At 39.9% G+C, this 17,183-nt stretch carries 18 protein-coding genes and 1 tRNA gene; 3 read left to right on the top strand and 16 right to left on the bottom strand.

What is annotated here, in order from left to right; all coding sequences use genetic code 11:
* Positions 1-3 precede the first annotated feature (3 nt).
* The 3 genes from oppC to AB8E63_RS00295 form a co-directional block, all read right to left on the bottom strand.
* The gene (gene oppC, locus AB8E63_RS00305; RefSeq protein WP_036752266.1) at positions 4-930 is read right to left on the bottom strand and encodes an oligopeptide ABC transporter permease OppC; all 927 of its coding nucleotides are present in this window, start codon (positions 928-930) and stop codon (positions 4-6) included.
* A complete protein-coding gene (locus tag AB8E63_RS00300) occupies positions 930-2,426 on the bottom strand; it encodes an ABC transporter permease (protein ID WP_036752263.1) in 1,497 nt (498 codons plus the stop codon). Before AB8E63_RS00300 ends, oppC begins: the two co-directional genes overlap by 1 nt.
* A gap of 65 nt (positions 2,427-2,491) precedes the next feature.
* Entirely contained in the window at positions 2,492-4,492 is a 2,001-nt protein-coding gene (locus AB8E63_RS00295) for a peptide ABC transporter substrate-binding protein (RefSeq protein WP_368909441.1), read from the bottom strand.
* 179 nt (positions 4,493-4,671) lie between these two features.
* Between AB8E63_RS00295 and AB8E63_RS00290 the strand changes: the two genes are divergently transcribed.
* Positions 4,672-4,742: transfer RNA gene (locus AB8E63_RS00290), tRNA-Cys, on the top strand.
* Between the two features lie 84 nt (positions 4,743-4,826).
* On the opposite strand, the gene AB8E63_RS00285 is transcribed toward AB8E63_RS00290, so the two are convergent.
* The 11 genes from AB8E63_RS00285 to AB8E63_RS00235 form a co-directional block, all read right to left on the bottom strand.
* Positions 4,827-6,158, bottom strand: a complete 1,332-nt coding sequence (locus AB8E63_RS00285; RefSeq protein WP_223333782.1) for a hemolysin family protein — start codon at positions 6,156-6,158, stop codon at positions 4,827-4,829.
* A gap of 118 nt (positions 6,159-6,276) precedes the next feature.
* A complete protein-coding gene (locus AB8E63_RS00280) occupies positions 6,277-7,104 on the bottom strand; it encodes a DNA/RNA non-specific endonuclease (protein WP_368909440.1) in 828 nt (275 codons plus the stop codon).
* Positions 7,105-7,150: 46 nt separating this feature from the next.
* Positions 7,151-7,345 (bottom strand): DNA-directed RNA polymerase subunit beta, encoded by a 195-nt coding sequence (locus AB8E63_RS00275; RefSeq protein ID WP_052689733.1) that lies wholly within the window; start codon positions 7,343-7,345, stop codon positions 7,151-7,153.
* Positions 7,332-8,624, bottom strand: coding sequence for a UDP-N-acetylglucosamine 1-carboxyvinyltransferase (gene murA / locus AB8E63_RS00270; RefSeq protein WP_368909439.1), 1,293 nt, complete (start codon positions 8,622-8,624; stop codon positions 7,332-7,334). Before murA ends, AB8E63_RS00275 begins: the two co-directional genes overlap by 14 nt.
* Positions 8,625-8,648: 24 nt before the next feature.
* On the bottom strand, positions 8,649-8,879 hold the full coding sequence (locus AB8E63_RS00265; protein WP_033587493.1) for a DUF1146 family protein: 231 nt from the start codon (positions 8,877-8,879) through the stop codon (positions 8,649-8,651).
* 57 nt (positions 8,880-8,936) lie between these two features.
* A complete protein-coding gene (locus tag AB8E63_RS00260; RefSeq protein ID WP_006147840.1) occupies positions 8,937-9,974 on the bottom strand; it encodes a SepM family pheromone-processing serine protease in 1,038 nt (345 codons plus the stop codon).
* Positions 9,958-10,446: a pantetheine-phosphate adenylyltransferase gene (gene coaD / locus AB8E63_RS00255; protein ID WP_368909437.1), complete on the bottom strand. Its 489-nt coding sequence runs from the start codon at positions 10,444-10,446 to the stop codon at positions 9,958-9,960. Before coaD ends, AB8E63_RS00260 begins: the two co-directional genes overlap by 17 nt.
* On the bottom strand, positions 10,436-10,975 hold the full coding sequence (rsmD, locus tag AB8E63_RS00250; protein ID WP_049494510.1) for a 16S rRNA (guanine(966)-N(2))-methyltransferase RsmD: 540 nt from the start codon (positions 10,973-10,975) through the stop codon (positions 10,436-10,438). The genes coaD and rsmD overlap by 11 nt, the downstream gene beginning before the upstream one ends.
* Positions 10,976-11,034: 59 nt before the next feature.
* Positions 11,035-12,027: an aspartate--ammonia ligase gene (asnA, locus tag AB8E63_RS00245; protein WP_368909436.1), complete on the bottom strand. Its 993-nt coding sequence runs from the start codon at positions 12,025-12,027 to the stop codon at positions 11,035-11,037.
* Positions 12,028-12,122: 95 nt separating this feature from the next.
* Positions 12,123-12,806 (bottom strand): Bax inhibitor-1 family protein, encoded by a 684-nt coding sequence (locus AB8E63_RS00240; protein WP_368909435.1) that lies wholly within the window; start codon positions 12,804-12,806, stop codon positions 12,123-12,125.
* Positions 12,807-12,859: 53 nt separating this feature from the next.
* On the bottom strand, positions 12,860-13,600 hold the full coding sequence (locus AB8E63_RS00235) for a TrmH family RNA methyltransferase (protein WP_368909434.1): 741 nt from the start codon (positions 13,598-13,600) through the stop codon (positions 12,860-12,862).
* Positions 13,601-13,633: 33 nt separating this feature from the next.
* On the opposite strand from AB8E63_RS00235, the gene AB8E63_RS00230 reads away from it, so the two are divergent.
* On the top strand, positions 13,634-13,912 hold the full coding sequence (locus AB8E63_RS00230) for an acylphosphatase (RefSeq protein WP_004251635.1): 279 nt from the start codon (positions 13,634-13,636) through the stop codon (positions 13,910-13,912).
* 76 nt (positions 13,913-13,988) lie between these two features.
* Positions 13,989-14,915 carry a membrane protein insertase YidC gene (yidC, locus tag AB8E63_RS00225; RefSeq protein ID WP_368909433.1) on the top strand — a complete coding sequence of 309 codons (927 nt, stop codon included), beginning with the start codon at positions 13,989-13,991 and terminating at the stop codon, positions 14,913-14,915.
* Between the two features lie 74 nt (positions 14,916-14,989).
* On the opposite strand, the gene pflA is transcribed toward yidC, so the two are convergent.
* Entirely contained in the window at positions 14,990-15,784 is a 795-nt protein-coding gene (gene pflA / locus AB8E63_RS00220; RefSeq protein ID WP_004251620.1) for a pyruvate formate-lyase-activating protein, read from the bottom strand.
* 132 nt (positions 15,785-15,916) lie between these two features.
* Positions 15,917-17,170 carry a diaminopimelate decarboxylase gene (locus tag AB8E63_RS00215; protein ID WP_368909432.1) on the bottom strand — a complete coding sequence of 418 codons (1,254 nt, stop codon included), beginning with the start codon at positions 17,168-17,170 and terminating at the stop codon, positions 15,917-15,919.
* Positions 17,171-17,183 lie beyond the last annotated feature (13 nt).

Here is a 17,183-nt window from a genome sequence, read left to right as displayed (position 1 = left end):
CTCCTATCTATGTGTACGTGGATCACTAGCATCGGCTAAGTTTTGTCCAACAATGAATAGTGATAAAGAAACCAAGACCAAAGTTGTCAATGGAATCCAGAAGAGGTAGGCATTTGTCGTTACGTTCTGAGAATAATCTGAGATCAAACGTCCCAAACTTGGAACTGTAATCGGCAATCCGAGTCCAAAGAATGAAAGGAAAGCTTCATACGAGATAAAGGCTGGCAGCATTTGTGTCAAAGTCGTCACGATAACAGATACCAACTGAGGCATAATATTTTTTACTATAATTTTATAAGTTGGTGTCCCCAGCGTCTGAGAAGCAAGGTTATATTCCAAATCACGATAACGCATGATTTGAATACGGATTGAATAAGCAATACCAATCCATGTAGTTACACTCATGGCAAAAATCAAGTTCCAGAAACCTGCTCCGATAGAGTAAGTCAAAACGATAACGATCAATAGCGATGGAATATTGTTGATAACGTTGTAGACTTCCATCATGATACGGTCTACTGATTTTGAAATACCCCAGATTCCACCTACAATCACACCGATAACAAGGTTGATAAAGGTCGCAATTACAGAAATCAAGATAGAGTTACGAGCTCCAAACCAGACACCATCAAAGAGAGATTTCCCGTTACTATCTGTACCGAACCAATATTCACCATTCGGTTTGATATAGCGAGCACTAAAATCATTTACCTTACTTACATCGTTAAAGTCAAAATCTGAGAACATTGGATAGATGAAACTCATCAAAACGATGGCAATCAAGATACCGAGCATGATGACTGTTGATTTTTTCTTCAAAAACTGTCTAAAGACAGAACCCCAGTATGAATAAGCAGGAGTATCAATTGCTTCAGAGGCAAAATCATCACGTTTTACAAATTGAAATTTATCATTACTAATTGTAGACATTATTTGCCTCCTTTCTCTGTCAGTTTAATACGTGGGTCAATCATAGTCATCCAAATATCCCCTACAAATAATGAGAAGATAGAAATACATGTAAAGATAAAGACAAGACCAACAACCATATTGTTGTTTGATGCTTTTACAGAGTCAATCAGCATTTTACCCATACCAGGGAAAGCGAAGACTGTTTCTGTAAGAGTTGCTCCACTGATAACACCAATAATAGAACCTGGAATACCTGAAACGAGTGGTACCATAGCGTTCTTAAAGATGTGTTTGTTTGAAATTTCTTTCTCAGATAGACCTTTTGCACGTGCAAAACGAACGAAGTCTTGAGATTGTAAGTCAATCATGTAACGACGAATCCAAATTGCCATACCAGGTGCACCCAACAAGCCCAAAATCACTACAGGTAAAACATATGAACGCCAGTCTCCAGCACCCAAGATAGGGAATGAATCTGGGAATCCAATTGAAGAACCAATCAAACGAATGATGTATACAAGGGCAATCGTTGGAAGAGCAAGTAAGAAGGTCAAAGCTCCTGTAGAGAAACTATCAATCCATGTATTTTTGTAACGAGCCATTGCAGAACCAAGTGGAATTGCAATCGCGTATGAAATAGCAAGACCAATCAAACCTGTGATAGCAGAGCTTGTAATCATTGAAGGATATTGATAATTACTTTCAGTAGCTGTATAAGGATCATCCTTACCATAGTTTGCTACTTCACGTGCATCTGCTTGACTTGGAGATTTGTAGGTTCTTGAGTAAATGTTAACTGATGATGTTTTCTTACCAGTTGGGAATTGAACTTCTGAAGTCTTGGTTTGTCCTTGACCTTGTGTGATAACTTGAAGAACAGGAGTATTGGCATAAGTTGGGTAAGAATCTCCTAAGTTCAAGTTGACAAAGTTTTGGTGAACAAATGGGAATTGACTGTTGAAGTACAAGAGGTATTTATGTTTAGTCCCTGAACCTACTAGAGACCATCCAATAGCCGGATCGTTTTCAAATCGCAAATAACGCTCTAAATTAGGATTTTCCGGGTCTTGAATCTTGTTTGTATGGTCAATGTCAAGCAAGTTTGCATAGAATTTGAACACACGCTCGAAAATAGGGATTTCACGAGTAGCATAGAATTGTCCGCTCTCTGTGAATACACCCAAAGTCCAACCGTTACCAAGTTGTTGGATATATTTTTCGTAGATAGCTTTATTTGTATCGTTTGCATCAACGGTTACAGAAGGGTCAATGCTACTAGCTTTTTCCTGCAACTCTTTCGTATCGTAATATTCGATATACCCCATACGCTCAAAAACGGTATTTTCATAGTTATCACGTTTATCAGCTGTTGTTGCAATTTTATTGTAGTTAGTATCTTGTTTGAAGATCAACTTCCGTGGAACCATCGTATAGATGATTGTGTAAATCAAGGTCGTTACTAAAAAGATAGAAACTAACGACCGCAAGATACGCATAAAAACATATTTTTTCATATTATTTCCTTTAAAATCCCAAAAGAACCTTCTCCTTTTGGAGAGAAAGTTCTGATGAGCATTATTTATTTCACGTGGCTCGCTAATTCTTTTTGAGCTTTTTCATTTGATTCAGCTTTTTCTTTGATCCATTTTTCACGAGCTTTTTGGTATTCTTCTTTTGTAATAGGTTTTTCACCAACTTCAGTGTACTTCAAGTAACCTGAGGTTTCTCCTTTAAGACCCGCAACTGAGTATGAAGAAGTAAATGGAATAACTTTAGATACAAATGATACAGCAGTTTCTTTCGGACCTGCCATTACAGGAATTGTCAAACCGTTGTCTGTTAACCAAGCTTGTGCAAGGGCATATTTTTCATAACGTTTTTGAACGTCTTGATTTTCTTTGTTTGCTTCATCAAGTAATTTTTCATAGTCAGACAAACCAAGTTTTTGGATAACTGATGCATCAGTATCTTTATCGATACCCATAATCAAACGAGTATTACCGCCTTTAATCGTGAACTGGTCTAAGAAAGTTGATGGATCTTGGTAATCAGGATTCCATCCAGTCAAGGTATGAATATCCCAGTCTTGTTCTTTAGCTGTTGGAGCACTAAATGAAAGTGGTAATGCTTCTGCTTGAGTCATTTGTTGAAGATCGATGACAACATTGTCAGCTCCAAGTACGTTTTCAATAGACTGTTTAAGTGATTGAACACGGTTTACAACTGCTGTAGACTCTTGGATTGTTAGAGCATCCAAGTGAATTGGGAATTCTACCCCTTCTGCTTTCAAGCTTTCTTTTGCTTTTGCAAAGGCAGCTTTAGCTTTTTCTTCGTTGTAGAGACCATTTTGCGAATCAGCAAGCGATACGTTTGACCATGTGCTTGAGTTTGTCTTCGCAAGACTTTCTTCTACAAGTTTACCAAACTGTTTGTCCCCAACTTGAAGATCATATGGTGAGAAAGTATTACGGATTCCAACCGCAGCTCCCTCTGTACCATTTGTCTGAGCCGAGTATGAATTACGGTCTACCGCAAAGTTAAGAGCTTGACGGAATTCCTTGTTTAGCAAAGCTTTTCTTGTAGATTCTTTTTGGCTATCTGTTGTTTTTGAAGTATGGTTATAAGTTGTACGACCATAGTTCACACTTACAGTAGCGATAGCTGATCCTGGTTCATTAAAGAAGATATTATCTTTGAACTCAGACGCATATTTTTCATATGTTGAACTAGTAGGATAGATACGAGCTTTACTGTATTGTCCTTCTGAGAATCCTTTGGCAACAACATCTTGGTCTTTACCATCCCAGTAAGTAAATTTGATGTTTTGAATTTTAACAGCATCTTTATCCCAATAAGCGTCGTTCTTAGCCATTTCAATTGATGATTTAGCTGTGATTGATTTCAAAACAAATGGTCCATTGTACAAAATAGAAGATGGATCTGTAGGTGCACCAAAGCTTTCCCCTTTTGATTTAAGGAAATCTTCGTTAATTGGCATCATCACGCCGTTTGTTGTTTTGTCATTCCAGAAAGTTTCTGGTTGGTTCAATGTATATTCAAGAGTGTTGTCGTCAACTGCTTTTACACCAACCGTTGAAAAGTCGTTTGTTTCACCATTAATGTAAGCGTTGAGTCCTTTAATTGATGAACTAATAACTGACAAACCTTTTGATTTGCCTTCTACCGCGTGTTTCAAACCTGTCACAAAGTCCTGGGCTTTAACAGGAGCGTATTCTTCTCCTTCAGCAGTAACCCACTTAGCATCCTTACGGATTTTATAAGTGTAAGTCAAACCGTCTTGTGAAACTGTCCATGATTCAGCAATCGATGGTACAAGGTTGCCATATTTATCGTTAGCAAGCAAACCATCTACCGCATTTGTCGTTACAAAAGAAGTAGAATCAACGTTGTTAACAACGTAATCCAATGTTTCAGGATCAACTGAATAAACGTATTTATAGTCTGATGCTAATTTTGTATTGCTTGAGCCTGCATTTGAATTTGTATTTGAACATGCAGCAAGTACTCCTACTGCAAGTAAGGATACTCCTGCTACTGCAAGAATCCGACTTTTTTTCATATTTATAAACTCCTCGTTTTAAATTGTGGATATTGAAGATTATACCACAGTTTTTACAAAAAGTAAACGAATTTTCAGAATATTTTGTCGCATGTTTTTTTAAACATTTGAATCTTATGTTTTCAGAAAAGAAAACTATTGACGAGAAACAATTTTCAAGGTATAATAATAAAAGTTAAGGCGGTATAGCCAAGTGGTAAGGCACGGCTCTGCAAAAGCTTGATCGTCGGTTCAAATCCGTCTACCGCCTCTATATAAACGAAGACTCCTAACGGAGTCTTTTCTTTTTTGCACTTAAAAAGCTTTATCAGTCTTCTCTGATAAAGCTTTTGTTTTATTCAGTTTCTTCTTCTGATTCAAGTTCTTGGATTTGAACCTTAAGCTTGGTTACACGACCATTTTTTACCTTGTCATTTGTCAAGGTGATATGCTTGTTGCCACTATCTAACTCATAACTGAGTTTTTCTGATGTTGGGATAGTTCCCACACCAGTCAAATAGTATCCAGCAATTGTATCTACATTGTCACTTTCAAGCTCGACATCAAAATAATCATTGAAATCGTTCAAATTCATTGTCCCTTGGACAATATGAGTGTCCTCGCCGATAGTATGAACATAAACTTCAGCACGGTCAGTTTCATCATCAATCTCACCGACAATCTCTTCAAGGAGATCCTCTAGTGTAACTAGACCAGCCATACCACCATATTCATCAAGAAGAATAGCCATCTGTCTTTGTGAATTTCTCAGTTCTTTTAACAAATCGTCCACAAAAATGGTTTCAGGCACAAAGAGTGGATCTTGTAAGATTCGCTTCCAGACGATATTATCGAACCCACTGACAAAGGCTTCTTTAAGGAGACTCTTTGTATGAATCAAACCAATGACATTGTCCTTATCGCCGTCATAAACAGGAATTCGAGAAAAGTTTTGTTTTAAGATACTTTCGATAATGGTCTGAGTGTCATCTTGGATATCTACCATGAAGGCATCTGTTCGAGGAACCATAACTTCACGCGCCATAAGCTCATCTAGTGAGAAAATCCCCTGCAACATCTCGATTTCATCAGCATCCAAAGTTTCTTCGCTTTTAGTCAGCATGTACTCAATCTCATCACGAGTCATTTTTTCGTCTGCATCGTCAAATGTCATCGGCGTCAAACGGCTCAAAAGATTGGTTGATGCAGATAGCAACCAAACAAAGGGACTCACAATCTTACCGAGAGCAATAATAAATGGTACAGTTCGGATTGCCAAGGCATCCTTAAGATTTAGAGCAATGCGTTTAGGATAAAGTTCACCAAAAACGATAGAAATATATGTCAAAAAAGCAAGTGATAGGAAACTTGCGATTGCGTGCGCAGTTTCGCTATTTCCCATCCATGAGGCTATCAATTGTCCTAGAGAGTCTGCTAGTTTAGCCCCTGACAAGATTGTAATTAAAGTAATACCAACTTGAATGGTTGATAAAAAGTGATTGGGGTTTTCAAGTACCTTTAGCAAACGGATATAGCGTTTATCTCCCTCTTCAGCCTTTTGTTCAACACGTGAGCGACTAAGAGAAACCATAGCCATCTCTGTAGCAGAGAAAAAAGCATTTAAAAAGGTCAAAACAACTAATAATACAAATTGCAGTAACAAATCCTGACTGCTCGGGTCTTCCATTTTCCTTCTCCTAAAAAGTATAATTGTGACTATTATACCATATTTTTCAACTTCTACACATTAAATTGTGATTTCTATAGTAAATCCCCTACCGAAACAATAAGGGACCGACTATCTATTAGTTCTTTGTAACAGTTACTTTTCCTGTTCGGTAATCTAACTGAATTCCCTTTTGAACGTTAGGAACTACGACGTTAAACTCCAATTCACCATCAGATGATTTGGCTTCAATCTGAGATGCAGAAGGAACCAAATCTTCTTCTGTAGCGTAGAGCAATGTGACACGGTAACGCACGCGCTTATTTTGATCCAAAGCCTTTCGAACTAAACTTTCATAGTAGTTTTGTCCAGTCGAATCTTCTGCGCGTGCTTGGTTGGCCCAGGCTGTTTGTACAGCGATATTTTTGGGATTGCTAGTAGATGCATCAAAACCATCTAAACCACCAATCAAGGCATAGCCTAATAAATGTCCTCTATCTACAGCGTGATTATAAGTCCCTTTTAGGTTTTTGACCTGATGCCATCCTGCCGGGGTCCAAGAAGTTGAACCATTCCCGGTTTCTTCACGGTCTTTGTACTGTCTTGTTGCTTTTGACATGAGGGCGTTAGCCACAGTTGGAACTGTCTCCCCACCTACAGTTTTTGTCTTGTTATCAGCATAGGGTTTACTTGAAACCTTTGCATCTAAGTTCGTTTTGTTCCCATTTATGATAAAGGCACCTGCTCCATTCCACTCAAGAGTACCCTTAATTTGTTTTTTGACCGAATCAGTCAGTACACTCTCTGCCAATTCTTGACTTGGAGTATCAAGCGACTGGGATTTCTGGTTAACCTGTGTTTTCGGTGTAGCATTGGAAGCCTGCATTTCTTTTATGTAGTAACTTCCTGCCGACAAAAGTAGGAAAAGCAGAAGACCTATGAGTGCCTGCCTTGTTTTCTTATTCATCTTTTCTCCTTAGTTTTTGTTCCTAGAAAAAGACTGGTCCCCCAGCCTATTTCCCTGTAAATTTCGCAATTAACTCATGCCACTTTTCTGGAGCTAAAATCGCCCATGGATCTTGGCCCTTGCCTAAGATACCGTAGCCAATCATCAAGCCAATTCCAAGTGCTAAGACACCTAAAAGTAAAACAATGATGACTAAAAGAAATCGACGCAGCACATAAGATACTTCTTTATTCATCTTCATCTTCATCAGCTTCCACACTTACCCGTTCAATATTAGCTCCTAACTGAGCTAACTTTTCATGAAAACGATAATAACCTCTATCCAAATGGACAAGTTTTCCAACAACAGTCTCACCTTCAGCTATTAAACCTGTCAGGATCAAGGCTGCACTGGCACGAAGGTCCGTAGACAGCACTTCTGCCCCTTGGAGAGGTTGCCCGCCAACGATACGAGCTGTATCACGGATAATCTCAGAATGCAAGCCCATGCGACGCATTTCCTCTAGATGTTGGAAACGATTCTCAAAGACTGTCTCAACCATAGTTGATTCTCCTTGAGCAACCGTCATAAGAGCAGTAAACTGCGCCTGCATGTCCGTAGGAAACCCTGGATGTGGTAAGGTCTTGACATGAACTGCTTTCAGTTTATCCCGTTGAGAACGGATGCGGATACCTTCATCCTCATCGATGACTTCAACACCCATTTCTTGTAATTTCGCCAACAAGGGACGGTTGTGTTCCCAGATAGCATCTTGAATCAGGACATCTCCACCTGTCATTGCAGCAGCAACCATAAATGTCCCTGCTTCGATGCGGTCTTGAACAACGTTATGGGTTGCTCCATGCAAGTTTTCAACACCAGTGATGGTAATGCTCTCTGTTCCCGCACCTTTGACTTTAGCTCCCATTTTATTCAAGAGGACAGCCAAGTCTACAATTTCAGGTTCACGCGCAGCATTTTCGATAACAGTTACGCCATCAGCTAGCGTTGCAGCCATCATCAAGTTTTGGGTTGCCCCAACACTAGGAAAGTCCATATAGATATGGGCTCCATGCAAGCGTTCTGCCTTAGCTTCGATATAGCCAGCTGTTTGGGTGATCTTAGCCCCCATTGCTTCCAAACCTTTAAGGTGAAGGTCAATCGGACGACTACCGATCGTACAACCACCTGGCATCGAAACTTTAGCGTGACCAACCCTAGCCAGGATTGGACCCAAGACTACAATAGAAGCACGCATCTTGCTGACATACTTATAGGGAGCTTCTTCTGTGATATCATCTGTCGCATCCACTTCAACAATGTGTGCATCTTGATCAAAATTAACTTTCGCATTTAATCCACGAACTACTTGGTTCATGGTAAAGACATCCGATAGGATAGGAACATTTTTTAAAACTGTTTTTCCTTCGCTTGCTAAAATTGTCGCCGCAAGCAGTGGCAAAACTGCATTTTTCGCGCCCTCAATTGTAACACTTCCGACAAGGCGATTATCGCCACCTCGAACTACAATTTTTTCCATAAATATTTTCCTTTACTTTCGAGTTTAGAATAATGTCCGTACGGCTTCTTGCCATAGTTGGTAGAGATTTAGGAAAAAAGAACTGATTAGATACCCTAAACCGATACTACACAACACTACCAAAAGTCGTACCTTCCTCGCATTGTCCTTGGTCACCTTCAAAATTTGATCCCATTTGACTAAATCTTTCAAAAGTTGAAAAACTAGGTAGACAAAAAACATATGACTACTGAGGGTAAAAAACAATTGAATCATCTGCCTATTATACCATCTTCTTTTTTTCTACGCTAGTCTATGGACTTGCACTATATTCTATGGGTTGTTTTTCAAGTAATCAATTGCATCCTGAAGTGTTTTTACAGGAACAATCTTCATGTCTGTTTTAATCATTTCTGCAGCTTCTACAGCCGTGTCATAATTACTTTTAGCATTAGGATTGGCCTTTTTAGCTTCTTCAGTTACTGGATTGTTAGGAGCAAAGAATACAGTAGCTCCTTTTTTTGCAGCAGCAACAACTTTTTTGTCAATTCCACCAATATCACCAACATTTCCATCTCTGTCGATACTTCCTGTACCAGCAATGATACGTCCATTTCGAAGAGTTGGATCTGCAATTTGCGTATAGATGGATAAACTAAACATCATTCCAGCACTCGGACCACCAATGCCAGCAGTTGAAAACTTGATTGGCACATCACTTGACACTTCTGTGCGGTCAATCAAACCGATTCCAATACCGTTTTTCCCATTTTCCAGAGTAATGATTTTTCCTTCAGCGGTTTTGACTTTCCCATCTTCTTGATAAGTAACCTTAACCTTGTCACCTAGCGTTTGAGAATTAACGTAGTCGACCATTTCCTTGGAACTCTCAAAAGTCTTATCATTGACAGCTGTCACTGTATCAGCGATATTGAGAATACCCTTGAAGGTTGAGTTATCTGTTACGGTCAAAACATAGACTCCCAGATATTTGAGTTCTATCTCCTTGCCCGCCGCCTTCAGACCTTGATATTTGGCCATATTTTGCGAAGTTTCCATGTAAAACTGGTTGATTCGCATAAATTCTGCATCTGAAGAACCACCTGTCATCTCTTTAGCACTTCGAATATCCGTAAAAGGTGTTAGCCAAGCATAAACCAAGTCCACCATTCTGGCGTGTTTAACTCCTACCGTCACAAATTGGTAAGAACCTTCTTCTTGGTCAGATTGGTTATTGACTTGTAAAACCTTTCGAATATCTTCTGAAGTCCCTGGCACCTCAATGTAATAAGGAAGTGGTACCGTAAAAGCTATAAAAGTGATAATGAGCCCGATGATTAAATATATGGGCCATCTAGTTTTTTTCTTCATGTTTTAACTCCTTTAAGACAGCATTTGGTACATACTTGCTAATATCTTGACCAAACTTCAATAGTTCTCTCACAGCTGAAGAGCTGATGTAGACATGCTCTGGGTGGCTATGGAGATAGACTGTCTCAATCTCTCTTGCTAATTGATGATTGTAAAAATCAAAACTGGCTTCATACTGAAGATCCGCAGCGTTACGCAAACCACGCACCAAGACCTCTGCACCCAGTTTTCTAGCAACATCAACGACTAATTCATCATGAGAGGATATGACCTGGACATTTTTTAGGTGTCCCACCGCTTTTTCAACCGTCTCTAGCCGACTTTCTATCGGTAAAAATCCATTTTTGTGTGGATTATAAAAAATTCCCACATACAATTTATCAAAGAGCTTACTTGCACGCTCAATGAGATCCATATGCCCATTTGTCATTGGATCAAAAGAACCTGTGAATAGCCCAATTTTATCTGACATAAACCGTCACCTTACTAATCCCATATATTTTTTCCTTCCAGATGCCCAAACAGGCGATTTCTTCTGGAAGTTCTACTGATTTATCGGTCTCACAGACCACCATGACATCTTCTGAGAAAAGATTTCTCTCCGCCATTTTTTCAATGTCGGATACGATCTGTTCTTTTGCATAGGGAGGATCCAAAAAGATGAGATCAAAGACACCATCCACTTGCTCCAATGCGCGACTGGATTCCATTTTCAATAATTGAAATTTAGAGGTTTCCTTGGTCATCTGAATGTTTTCTGCCACAATATTCTGTGCTCGGCGATCCTTCTCAACTAGGACAGCGCTCGACATCCCTCTTGAAACCGCTTCAATGGATAAGCCCCCACTACCAGCATAGAGATCTAGCACACGTCCTCCTTCAAAGTAAGGGCCAATCATATTGAAAATAGCTCCGCGGACCTTGTCCGATGTAGGCCTCGTTGTTTTCCCGTCCAAGGTCTTTAAAGGACGTCCTCCGTAGATTCCTGATACGATTTTCATAAGGTATATTATACCAAATTCTGATGAAATAAGAAAATCGAACCTCTCGGTTCGATTGATTAAAGAATATTCTCGTAAGTATCTCTGACTTCTTGTGGCCAAACACTGGTTTGAACTTCACCGATGTGGTTCTTACGAAGTAAGAACATGGCCATACGAGACTGTCCAATTCCTCCACCGATTGTCAAAGGGAAAAGTCCGTTCAAGAGAGCCTTATGCCATTCTAGACTCAAGCGGTCTTCATCTCCTGTAATAGCTACCTGACGACGAAGAGTGTCTTCATCGACACGAATCCCCATTGAAGACAATTCAAAGGCTGCACCCAAATTATCATTCCAAACAAGGATATCTCCATTTAGGCCCTTGTAGCCATTTTCAGATTCTGTTGTCCAGTCATCATAGTCCGGCGCACGTCCGTCATGAGGTTTTCCATCTGACAATACACCACCGATACCAATCAAGAAGACCGCACCGAACTCCTTACAAATAGCATTTTCACGTTCTTTTGGAGTTAAGTCTGGGTAGCGTTCAACCAACTCTTCTGTATGGATAAAGGTAATTTGCTTCGGCAAGATAGACTCAATATCATAGCGTGCTTCTACTGCTAACTCTGTTAAACGAATAGCCTTATAAATCTTTTCGACCGTTTCTTTAAGGTAGGCAAGATTGCGCTGTCCATTTGGAATAACTTTTTCCCAGTCCCACTGATCTACATAGACTGAGTGAGTAGCATCTAGCGAATCTTCGTCTGGACGAAGGGCCTTCATGTGAACGAAGAGGCCTTCACCCTCGCCAAAACCAAAACGTGCCAAGGTATGGCGTTTCCACTTAGCAAGTGAATGCACCACTTCATAGGTTTCATTAGGAATCTGCAAAACCTTAACTGAAACTGGATGTTCAATCCCTGAAAGGTTATCCTGCATCCCATCCCCAACCTTACTCAAGATTGGACCCTGCACTTCTACTACTTCTAACTTATCTTTTAAATATTGGGTAAAGGTATTTTTTACAAAGGAAATCTCTTCTTGCTGATGGATAAAACTTTTCTTCATACGTTCCTCCTTTTGAATAATAAAAAGATTATACCCTTTTGCTAGTAAAAATGAAAGTAAAAATTAAAAAAGAGCTCATTTGAGCTCTAAAATTATTAATCGTCACGTCCAAAGATACGCAAGAAGCTAAGGAAGAGGTTGATAAAGTCGAGGTAGAGGCTAAGTGCTAAAGAAATTGCCCATCCTGTAGCGACCTGACCATCTGACTCTTCGTAAACATAACGAATTTTTTGATTATCCCAAGCAATGAGACCTGCAAAAACAAGCACCATAACAATACTAATAATGTAATCCATTAGGTCACTATTTAGGAAAATATTGACAACCATGGCGAGTATCAGACCAAATAGGGCTGCAATCAAAGCACGACCGATTCCACTCAAATCCTTTTTAATGACTACTCCTATGATAGCCATCACGAAGAAGAGGGCTGCACTGGAGATAAAGGCTGTCAAAACTGTCCCAGGAAGATAGAGCGACACAATGAAGCTTAGTGAAAAACCATTGACCGCTGAATAGAGTAGGAATATTGGAAAGGTTGCTGGACTATTCTTTACCGCTAAACCACTCGCAAAAATCACTAGAGCTACTTCTACAATTCCTGTGACAATTAACCATATGCGGGCGTTAAGCATTAACTGAACAAGAAGATCTTGGAAGGTTGTTAACATCAAGGCTGAAACGATTGCAGATAAGGCAATCCCAATCCCGATAAAAGCATATACTTTTGCATAAAATTGATTCAGACCAGAACGTTCTTGAATAATTGTTTGATTCATATCTTTTTCTCCTTATGAAATCTTTTTACTTATTATAACAAAAATAAAACAATTTAACTCAAATAAAACATGAGTATGCCTGCAGCAATGGCAACGTTGAGACTTTCCGCTTGCCCTTTCATGGTAATATGAACCAGTTGATCTGCCTGATTTGTCATGAATGGACTAATGCCTTGACCTTCATTTCCCATAACCAAGACGAAATCTGCTAGCTGAGCAAGCTCACGATAATCTTTAGAGTTTTGGGACAAAGTAGTTGCCAGAATTGGTAAATTGCCCTTTTTAGCCTCTTCAACAAAAGTTTCAATAGGCATCCGATAAATCGGTAAATGAAAATGACTGCCCTGCATGGATCGAAGAGTCTTCAAGCTATAAATATCTGCTGACTTGCTTGAAACAACGACTCCCGAAAAACCTGCCGCATCTGCCGTTCGGATCATTGTGCCAACATTTCCAGGATCCTGCACGTCTTCCAAGAAAAGATATTTCCCTTGGCTCAAATCCGGCAACTGCTCTTCTTCCTTTTGAACAATGGCTACAATGCCCTGAGGAGTTTGTGAATCTGCTAAATCAAGCAAGATTTCTTCGGCCACAAAGACAGTCTGAGGGTAATCTACGAGTTTATCTCCATACTCTACTAGAGCAAATATTTTCTCTATCTTTGCACCAGCCTGAATAGCTTCTTCGAACAAATGCCATCCTTCAATTAAATAAGAAGATTTTCGATATTTTTTTTGATGCAATTTCTTGGCATTTTTTACCACAGAATTAGCTTTAGAGGTTATAATAGTCATAGAAATATTATAACACAATCAAGGAGGTTTGGTATGCAAAAGGTCAAAATGATCGCACAGGGTCGCGTCCAAGGTGTTGGCTTTCGCTGGGGCGTCTATACCCTTGCCCTCGAAATAGGTGGAATCACTGGACGTGTCTGGAACAACGATGACGGAACCGTTGAAATTCTTGCCCAAGCAGAGTCTTCAGCTATCATGGCTAAGTTCATCCAAGAAATCCGAAAAGGACCTACTCCCTTCTCAAAAGTAACCTATCTAGATGTTCAATTGAGCAACTTCCCATCCTATTCAGATTTCAAAGTAGCAAATTAGGTCTCTAGAACTATTGTATATTTTCAAAAAAAACAGTAGAATAGAAAGGTATCATTTTTAAGAAGGAATTAAAACAGTGAAATCAATTAAACGAATCGCCCTCTCTATCATGGGAGTGGCCATGCTATTAGTCTTAACAGGCTGTGTCCAGGTTGATAAAGCAACAGGACAACCAACAGGATTTATTTGGAATACAATCGGAGCACCTATGGCTGAAGCTATCAAGTACTTTGCTACTGATAAAGGGCTAGGCTTCGGGGTCGCTATTATTATCGTAACCATTATCGTCCGCTTGATTATTTTGCCACTTGGGATCTACCAATCATGGAAGGCAACGCTTCATTCTGAAAAGATGAACGCCCTCAAGCATGTTCTTGAGCCACATCAGACTCGTCTCAAAGAAGCAACTACTCAAGAAGAAAAACTGGAAGCCCAACAAGCTCTCTTTGCTGCTCAAAAAGAGCACGGTATCAGCATGTTTGGCGGAGTAGGATGTTTCCCTCTCCTCATCCAAATGCCCTTCTTCTCAGCTATCTACTTTGCTGCTCAACATACAGAAGGTGTTGCTGAAGCTAGCTTCTTAGGAATCGCACTTGGTTCTCCAAGTTGGATTCTTATCGCCTGTGCAGGTGTTCTCTACTACGTCCAATCGCTCCTTTCACTACACGGAGTTGAAGACGAGACTCAAAGAGAACAACTCAAGAAGATGATTTACATGAGTCCGATGATGATTGTCATGTTCTCAATTTTCTCACCAGCCAGCGTTACGCTTTACTGGGTTGTCGGTGGTTTCATGATGATCCTTCAACAATTCATCGTCAACTACATCATTCGTCCAAAACTTCGTAAAAAAGTACGTGAAGAATATGCCAAGAACCCACCAAAAGCAAGCAAAACTTCAGCTGCTCGTAAAGATGTAACTCCTGAATCAGCAGCAGTTATCTCAACTTCTGCTAAGAAGAAAAATAAAAAACGCAATTCTGGAAAACAACATTCTAGATAAAAAATAAAAGGCTTAGCATTCGAGCTAAGCTTTTTTTGTATCAGAAAAGCCCGATGTTCCCATCAGGCTTCTTTTTATCCATGTACACGTTTCATGTAATCTTGATAACTTTCTGTATCCATCAATTCCTTAGCGTTCTTCACACGATCTGCTGTTGGAGGTTTAACCCCTTCGAGTGAATACGGAATCCCAAGTTCACGCCATTTGAATTCTCCCATAGTATGGTAGGGTAGGATTTCAAACTTATCAACGTTTTTAAGAGTTTTTACGAACTTCCCAAGTTCAATCAAATCTTCATCACGGTCTGTCAATCCAGGCACAAGAACGTGACGAATCCAAACAGGTTTCCCAATATCTGACAAGTACTGAGCACATGCCAAGATATTTTTATTGGTTTGACTGGTTACAATCTTGTGTTGTGCTTCGTTGATTTCCTTGATATCAAGAAGAACCAAGTCTGTCACAGCCATGAGTTTGTTGAATTTCTCTAAATAACGTGGCTTATTACGGAATGGAAGGGCACAAGTATCCAAGGTACAGTGGATACCTTTTTCTTTTGCTTTTGTAAAGAGAGCAATTAGGAAATCAATCTGCAAGAGAGCTTCTCCTCCACTGACTGTGATGCCTCCCTTGTCTCCCCAGAAACCACGATAACGAAGCGCTTCTTCTAGAACATCATCTACTGTTCGTACACGAGATTTATTGGTTTCCATCGCCCACGTGTCAGGGTTATGGCAATATTGGCAACGCATCTGACAGCCCTGCAAAAAGACAATAAAACGAATCCCAGGGCCATCTACCGCCCCAAAACTCTCTGTCGAATGCACCATTCCTGTCACTTGTCCATAGTCAATTGTTTCTTCAGACATCACGTCACCTTCCTTGAAACCGTTTTATAGCTTTATTATATCATGCCTGAAAAGAAAAACCACAGATTTTGTCTATTTTTTAGAAAACAAACTGTTTTTCACTTTCAACTTTCATGATTTTCAAAAATTCTTCTAATCCTTGTCAAAGTCGAATCCATAGAGAGTTGCAAAATAGTCCTCAGGTCGCTCTGCTCTACGGATTAGTCGTGCACTACCGTCCTCTGTATAGAGGACCTCTGCTGAACGAAGTTTGGCATTGTACTGGTAGCCCATAGAGAAGCCATGCGCACCTGTATCATGAATGACTAACAAATCACCAATTTCTGTTTGAGGTAGTTCACGATTAACTGCAAACTTGTCGTTGTTTTCACAAAGAGAGCCAACAACATCAACGACTTCCGTCTGACCGTCAGGATTCATCATATTGGTGATGTGGTGATAAGCTCCATACATAGCCGGTCTCATAAGATTGACAGCTGATGCATCTACTCCGAGATAAGTTCGGTAGGTTTTCTTTTTATGGGTTACTTTAGTCACTAGAGTTCCATGAGGCGCTAACATAAAGCGTCCTAGTTCTGTAAAAATCTTAACTTGACCAAGACCTGCTGGCGTAAGAACTTCTTCATAAACCTGACGAACACCCTCACCAATTAAAGCAATATCATTTGGCTCCTGGTCCGGACGATAGTTGACCCCGATTCCTCCAGAAAGATTGATAAAATCAAGGGAAATTCCTAATTTTTCCTTGATTTCAACGGCTAACTGGAAAAGCTGGCGCGCCAATTCTGGATAATAGAGATGAGTCACAGTATTAGAAGCTAGGAAGGAATGAATCCCAAAAGTTCTTGCTCCCTTTTCTTTCAAGATAGCAAAAGCTTCAAAGAGCTGTTCCTTAGTCATCCCGAACTTAGCTTCACCAGGATTATCCATAATATCCGTTCCTAGTTCAAATAAGCCACCAGGATTGTAACGGCATGAGATAATCTCAGGGATGCCTGCTGCACGTTCTAAATGCTCAATATCTTCAAAGGCATCCAAGTTGATCGTCGCCCCTAATTTGCGGGCATAAGTATACTCTCTATCCGGAGTATTGTTCGATGAGAACATCATTTCGGAACCGGCAAATCCTAGTTTGTGACTCATTAAGAGTTCTACATAACTAGAACAATCCACTCCACATCCTTCTTCTTGTAGGATTTTTAAGATAGCAGGGGTTGGGGTTGCCTTAACTGCGAAGTATTCTTTAAAGCCTTTATTCCAAGAGAAAGCTTCATTAACTGCGCGTGCTTTCTCGCGAATACCTTTTTCATCGTAGAGATGGAATGGAGTTGGAAACTCTTCAACAATCTTTTCTAAGTCTTCACGTTTAATAAATGGCGTCTTCATAGGGCTCCTTCAT

The sequence above is a fragment of the Streptococcus sp. oral taxon 061 genome, from assembly GCF_964211575.1.
Lineage (GTDB): Bacteria > Bacillota > Bacilli > Lactobacillales > Streptococcaceae > Streptococcus.
This window is presented reverse-complemented; position numbering and strand designations above follow the sequence as displayed.